At 60.4% G+C, this 5,713-nt stretch carries 6 protein-coding genes and 1 pseudogene; 3 read left to right on the forward strand and 4 right to left on the reverse strand.

Features of this window, described 5'->3' with window-relative positions:
• Positions 1-80: 80 nt before the first annotated feature.
• Together QZ994_RS18435 and QZ994_RS18440 are read right to left on the reverse strand one after the other, a co-directional pair.
• A pseudogene (locus tag QZ994_RS18435) lies at positions 81-692 on the reverse strand (transposase); the annotation flags it as partial.
• Between the two features lie 368 nt (positions 693-1,060).
• Positions 1,061-1,894, reverse strand: coding sequence for an AraC family transcriptional regulator (locus tag QZ994_RS18440; protein WP_279630473.1), 834 nt, complete (start codon positions 1,892-1,894; stop codon positions 1,061-1,063).
• Between the two features lie 102 nt (positions 1,895-1,996).
• Between QZ994_RS18440 and QZ994_RS18445 the strand changes: the two genes are divergently transcribed.
• Entirely contained in the window at positions 1,997-2,335 is a 339-nt protein-coding gene (locus QZ994_RS18445) for a hypothetical protein (RefSeq protein ID WP_290877102.1), read from the forward strand.
• 139 nt (positions 2,336-2,474) lie between these two features.
• Here QZ994_RS18445 and QZ994_RS18450 read toward each other — a convergent pair whose 3' ends face one another.
• Positions 2,475-3,425, reverse strand: coding sequence for an alpha/beta fold hydrolase (locus tag QZ994_RS18450; protein WP_106357711.1), 951 nt, complete (start codon positions 3,423-3,425; stop codon positions 2,475-2,477).
• A 212-nt stretch (positions 3,426-3,637) separates the two neighbouring features.
• On the opposite strand from QZ994_RS18450, the gene QZ994_RS18455 reads away from it, so the two are divergent.
• Together QZ994_RS18455 and QZ994_RS18460 are read left to right on the forward strand one after the other, a co-directional pair.
• Complete coding sequence (locus QZ994_RS18455; protein WP_106357733.1) at positions 3,638-4,156, forward strand: carboxymuconolactone decarboxylase family protein; 519 nt, start codon at positions 3,638-3,640, stop codon at positions 4,154-4,156.
• A gap of 6 nt (positions 4,157-4,162) precedes the next feature.
• Positions 4,163-5,155 carry a DMT family transporter gene (locus QZ994_RS18460; RefSeq protein ID WP_106357713.1) on the forward strand — a complete coding sequence of 331 codons (993 nt, stop codon included), beginning with the start codon at positions 4,163-4,165 and terminating at the stop codon, positions 5,153-5,155.
• Here the strand turns inward: QZ994_RS18460 and QZ994_RS18465 are convergent.
• The gene (locus QZ994_RS18465) at positions 5,081-5,596 is read right to left on the reverse strand and encodes a sigma-70 family RNA polymerase sigma factor (protein ID WP_244207692.1); all 516 of its coding nucleotides are present in this window, start codon (positions 5,594-5,596) and stop codon (positions 5,081-5,083) included. The two genes, QZ994_RS18460 and QZ994_RS18465, sit on opposite strands and share 75 nt — an antisense overlap.
• Positions 5,597-5,713 lie beyond the last annotated feature (117 nt).

Genomic DNA, 5,713 nt, shown 5'->3' on the forward strand with positions numbered 1-5,713 from the left:
ATTTGGTCCGCGTCGGCCGGAAAGTCGCGTCAGTACTGGATGGACCTACCGTCGAAAATTGCACAGCAATCAAACAGACCCCTAAGAAGGTCGTGTTCCAGCTTCAGATTGCGAATTTCACTTTGGAGCGCCGCGACCTGCTGTTCCAGATCGTTCTGGTCCGATTCTGATGGCGGGCTCTTTTCTCGTTTCATGGATGCCGGGGCCTCTCGGCCAAGTAACTGATTCTTCCAGTTGTACAGCGTCACACGGGCGACGTCCAGCTTTGAGGCTACATCCTGCGCACTGCCCTCGCGCGTACACAACTCGTAGACAGCTGCGCGCTTCGAGTCCAATGAGGCTGCCGGTTTGCTCACCTTGCCAACAACGGTTTTCTTAGTTTCTGGATAGCGTTCGCCAACCCACTCGGAAAGCTTTTGTCGAGAGGGATAGCCCAACGTCCGGCGGGTAAAAGCAAAGCACCGCCCGTGATTGACGTAATGCTCGATGGCGGTGTTCTTCTGCTCGTCCGAGTATTTTGGAAGCGAGCGCATGTATTTCTGCTGTAAGTATCCTCCCTCCTCAAATTCGGCGCACCAAGCTTTGAGCGAATTCTTCGTCGGATAACCCAGCTCGCGGATGGTCGCTTGAAGGCGCCTCCCGTACTTCAGATAAAGCTTTACTGCCCGAAGGCGCTCTTCGTATGAATACATGGACTACTCCCAAATAGTCCAAGATTTTGTCCGCATCCCCCCATAGCCAATTTTGGGTAGATCCAAACACCAGTTTTTGTGGATTTTTTAATCCGGACAATCTTGTATTATCGATGGGGATTTGAATGTCTATCAATATATAAAACCGATAAGTTTTTAAAAGGATGGAAATGAAACACGGCATCGGTTGCGGCATCCTTGTTGAGCGCTTATCGCACTCGCCATCCGGATGCTGTGATCGACAAGGTCGATTATTTTCGGCGGCACCGACCAGTGATCCCCCATTTCGACGACTGACGCGCCTTATCGGGATCAGCGAAATCCAGCGCGGCCGCTCGCGCCGCTCTTGCGCTGCGCACAGTGCCGGATCAATTGCGTTGCCGGCTCAGCCACTCTGCAGGGGTGTAATCCATCTTGCGCCGGAATGCGCGCGCCAGCGCGGACGGGCTTTCGTACCCGACCTGGCCGGCAATCAGCTTCATCGGCTGCCCTGCCAGCAATTGCTGTTGCGCCAGCATGATGCGCCAGCGCGTCAGGTAATCCAGCGGCGTCGCGCCGACCGTGGCGCGGAAGTGATCGGCAAACCGCGCCCGGGACATGCCGGCCGTGGTCGCCATGGACTCGATGGTCCAATCGGCCGCCGGATGGGCGTGGACGGCTCCCAGTGCGCGCGCCAGGCGTGGATCCGACAATCCGGCGAGCAGTCCCCCTTCGATTTTCTGATGCGCGATCAGATGGCGCAGGATCTGGATAATGAGCAGCTCAAACAAGCGGTCCAATATCGCCATGCGCCCTTCTCCGGACGCCTGCGCTTCGCTGAATAGCCATGCGAGCAAGGGGCCGGCTTGAACCAGTTCATCGATATGTATCGCTACCACTTCAGGCATCGCCTGCGCGATGGGATTGTGGGCGCCGCCCTGGAACTGCAGCGATGCGCACGTCAGTTCCACTGCCTCGCCGTCCGCCACGAAAAAGCGGTGTTTCACGCCGCGGGGAAAGCAGATCAGGCTCGGCCCTTGCACCGGCATGATCTTGCCGTCGGACAGATGGATGCGCATCCTACCCGACCTGAGCAAGTGCAGATGCCCGTCCGGCTTGCCGTCCTCACCAAAGCTGGCGATGCCGCACAGGCTGCCGTTGTAGAACACGCCGGCATGCACGTTAAAACCTTGAAGCATCGCTGAGAGCTGATCAATTTGCATAAGACGATTGGTACATAAGTTGAGACTCCCGGAATGCAATGCAGTCGACTATCGGCGCAATATACACCTCAAGCAGTCCCACAAACTCCACAGGAGAACATCATGCACGTTAAAAAAATGTTAGACAAAGTAAAATCCGGCGCCGACGTCACGCCTATCGAAGCGCGTGACGCCATGCTGGGCTGTTTCGTCACCATCCACGGCGATTCGCTCAAGCGCGGCGCCACGCTGCTGGGCAAGTCGCTAACCGACGCGGAAGCCGAAAAGCATGCGACCGTGATCATGAAGGGTTTGCTTGGCAACAGCTGGGACAAGCCGACCTCGAAGTCGCTGCACGACGCGCGCATTGCCATGGACCGCAAGATGAGCTTTTCGAAAGCGCCGCAGGATCTGCAGGACATGCACAACCAGATCTGCAATCTGATCGTCAGCAAAATCTGATCGCAGTGCCGGCGGCACAGCGCCATCTGGTCGACTGTGCCGCTAGCGCCTCGCCTCCTGCACCTTGGCCGAATCGGATTGACATCAGTGAACTGCTGATCGTTCCATCGGCCCCCCCCATAACGCGCAAACGCGGACGTCATGGCTTAGCGGGCTTGGGCAGGCGATCCAGGAACGCTGCCATCAGCCGCGCGATGTCGTCCGGCTTGTCCTGGGCGGCGAAATGTCCCGCGTCGAGCACGTGCACTTCGGCGTCGGGCACATCCTGCTGATATGCGGCGACTTCATCGATCTGGAACGACGGGTCGTAACGCCCCCACAGCACCAGCGACGGCGGCCGATGTTCGCGCAGCCAGGCGCCCCAGGCGGGATAGCTGGCGACATTGGTGCGGTAGTCGTAGAACAGGTCCGCCTGGATGTCCGACTGGCCGGGACGCGACAGCAGCATCTGCTCGTCATCCCAGCGGTCAGGATCGACCGTGTCGTGCGCCGGATTCGATCCTATGTGCCGCTGCCGAGTCGTCGCCGGCGCCAGGAAAACCGTCCGCAGCGCCGTTTCATGTCCGGCGCGGTCGGCCCAGAACTCGCGGCGCTTGGCCCACAGCGGGCCGAGGCCGGCGTCGTGCGATACCGCGTTCTGGATCACGAACGCCCGCACCCGTTCAGGATGGGCGAGCGCCAGCCGCATGCCCACCGGTCCGCCATAGTCCTGCATGTACAACACGTATTGTTTCAGGCCGACCGCCGCCGTGAAGTGGTCGATCACCTTGGCCAGATGGTCGAAGGTGTAGGCAAACGTCGCCGCCGACGGAGCGTCGCTGTGCCCGAAACCGGGGTAGTCCGGCGCGATCAGGTGGTAGCGTGACGACAGGCGCGCAAACAGCGGCTCGTACATTCTCGACGACGAAGGGAAGCCGTGCAGCAACAGCACGGTCGGCGCATCGACAGGCCCCGCTTCGCGGTAAAAAATCGACAGCCCGTCCACCTGCACCGTCTTATAGTGGGTTTCCGCCTGTGCCGGGCGGCTCGGGCCAGCAACACTCAGCACCGCGGCTGCGCTAAGCATCAATAACAGCGATTTGATGGTCATGATCGAATCTCCTTGAGTTGATTTATATAACCTATAAAACATCAATTACAGGGTTACCCCGACAGCAATAACCCGTCATACCAATTTAAAGCAGTTACTCTTCCAGATGGAGACGATCGGCACGCATAACGAGACGATCGGATGCCATGCGACCCAGCGAAAAGTTCAACATGTGTCTTGTGCAATCCCGCACGCCAACCAAGGAAGACATCATGACCCGCATTGCCGCACTCACCATCGACCAAGCCACTCCTGCCGCACAGACCCTGCTGACCGGCGCCAAGGCGAAACTGGGCATGGTGCCCAACCTGTTCAGCACCCTGGCCCACTCCCCTGCGGCCCTGGCCGGCTACCTGCAACTGAACGACGCCCTGCAACAAGGCGCCCTGAGCGCCAAGGACCGCGAAATCGTTTCGATCGCCGCTGCCCAATTCAATGGCTGCGGCTACTGCCTGTCGGCGCATACGCTGATGGGCAAAGGTGCCGGCTTGCCGGCCGATGCGATCGCCGCTGCCCGCCAGGGCCAGGGCAGCGCCGTCGCCGCCCTGACGCATCAGGTGCTGCGCGCACGCGGCCAGATCAGCGATGGCGAGCTGGCCGCCGCCCGCGATGCCGGCCTGAGCGATGCACAGATCGCCGAGGTCGTGGCCGCCGTCGCGCTGAACGTGTTGACCAACTACTTCAACAACCTGGCCGGCACGGAGATCGACTTCCCGCGCGTCGCGTTGTAAGCGTCCATGAACTGCAGCACGCCACATAAATCCTGCGCCGCCCTAGGTATCGGCGCGGGACTGTTCACGGCCATGGCCAGCGCGCTGTACACCGTGTTTGCGCGGATGGGTCTGCATGAAGGGCTCACGCCCTACGACATCACCTTCCTGCGGTACTGCGTGGCCGCCGTCGTCACCGCGCCCGTGCTGCTGTATCACCTGAAGCGGGACCGCAGCGACCTGCTGGAAAAGCGCTACGCCCTGATCGGCGTCGCGCTGCTTGCCGGCCCGCTGTTCGGCCTGGTGATCTTCACCGCGTTTCAATTTGCGCCGGCCAGCCATGCCGCGATTTTTCCGGCTGCATCAACCAGCCTGATGGGCATGCTGCTGGCCGCCGCATTTCTTGCCGACCGGCTCGGCGCCGCGCACATCCTCGGCGCCGCGATGGTGGTGCTGGGACTGTCCATGCTGTGGCGCTTGCTGCCCGATCCATTCGACAGCGGCGCCCTGATCGGCGACCTGCTGTTCATCCTGGCCGGCGCCATGTGGGCTGGATTATTCATCCTGTTGAGGAAATACCAGCTCGACGCTTTGCTTGCCACTTCCGTCACTTCCTTCCTTGCGCTGATTACTTACGGTCCCATCTACCTGTACGCGACTGGCGCGACCACGTTGCGCGCCGCCACCACGTCGCTCGCCTGGACCGAGGTGCTAGTTCAGGGCGTGCTGGCCGGAGCGTGCGTCATCTATGCCTCCGCCAAAACGGTCCAGATGCTCGGCGCATCGAGGGCGGCGATTTTTCCCGTGATGACGCCGGCGCTTTCCACTGTCTTCAGCTGGACCTTCCTGGGCGCCGTGCCGCAGCCGGGCGACGCACCTGGCTTAGCCATGGCGATGGCCGGCCTGATCGTCGCCGCGCTCTATAGGGAGCGCCCCTGTCCGCCTCTACCTGACGCTGCGGATATGCAGCGCAAGCGCTTTGAGTCCCCGGTGGACGCCAATTTTGACGGCCGACTCTGAAAATCCGGTAGCCTGCGCGGCCTCCGCGACCGACAACCCCTGCAGCTTCACCAACTGTATGGGCAAGCGCTGACGATCGGGCAGCTGCGCAAGCAGCACATGCACATCACGCCGCGCTTCCGCCACTTCCTCGTCCGCATTGCTAAATATCTCTTCACAGTCGTCCAGCGAATCGTTGAGCGCATCGCCGCGCGCGCGCAGCCGCAGGAAATCCATGAGCTTGTACTTGGCGATCGCATGCACCCACGAGGTCAGCGGATGCTCCGCCCGGTAGGAGTGGCGCCCGTTATGCACCGCCAACAAGGTCTCCTGCACGATGTCCTCGATGTGATCGTGCATATTAACCAAGCGGCGCTTCAGATAGGCACGCAATCGATGCGCCAGCTGATCCAGAAAGCGGCGATAGGCGGTTGTGTCGCGTTGTTGATCCGAAGACGGAATTTTCCAGGAAAGGAACTGGGGGTCTGTTTGATTGCCGTGCAATTTTCGACGGTAGGTCCATCCAGTACTGACGCGGCTTTCCGGCCGACGCGAACCAAATTTCCCTTTTAAATCAGA

It is taken from the genome of Aquabacterium sp. (genome assembly GCF_021768455.1).
GTDB lineage: Bacteria > Pseudomonadota > Gammaproteobacteria > Burkholderiales > Burkholderiaceae_C > Aquabacterium.

What these genes read in the sequence shown, in the direction of transcription:
- QZ994_RS18460 (WP_106357713.1), top strand. Translation starts at nt 4,163, where the DNA reads ATGAACTGCAGCACGCCACATAAATCCTGCGCCGCCCTAGGTATCGGC.
- QZ994_RS18455 (WP_106357733.1), top strand. Translation starts at nt 3,638, where the DNA reads ATGACCCGCATTGCCGCACTCACCATCGACCAAGCCACTCCTGCCGCA.
- QZ994_RS18450 (WP_106357711.1), bottom strand. Translation starts at nt 3,425, where the DNA reads ATGACCATCAAATCGCTGTTATTGATGCTTAGCGCAGCCGCGGTGCTG.
- QZ994_RS18440 (WP_279630473.1), bottom strand. Translation starts at nt 1,894, where the DNA reads ATGCAAATTGATCAGCTCTCAGCGATGCTTCAAGGTTTTAACGTGCAT.
- QZ994_RS18445 (WP_290877102.1), top strand. Translation starts at nt 1,997, where the DNA reads ATGCACGTTAAAAAAATGTTAGACAAAGTAAAATCCGGCGCCGACGTC.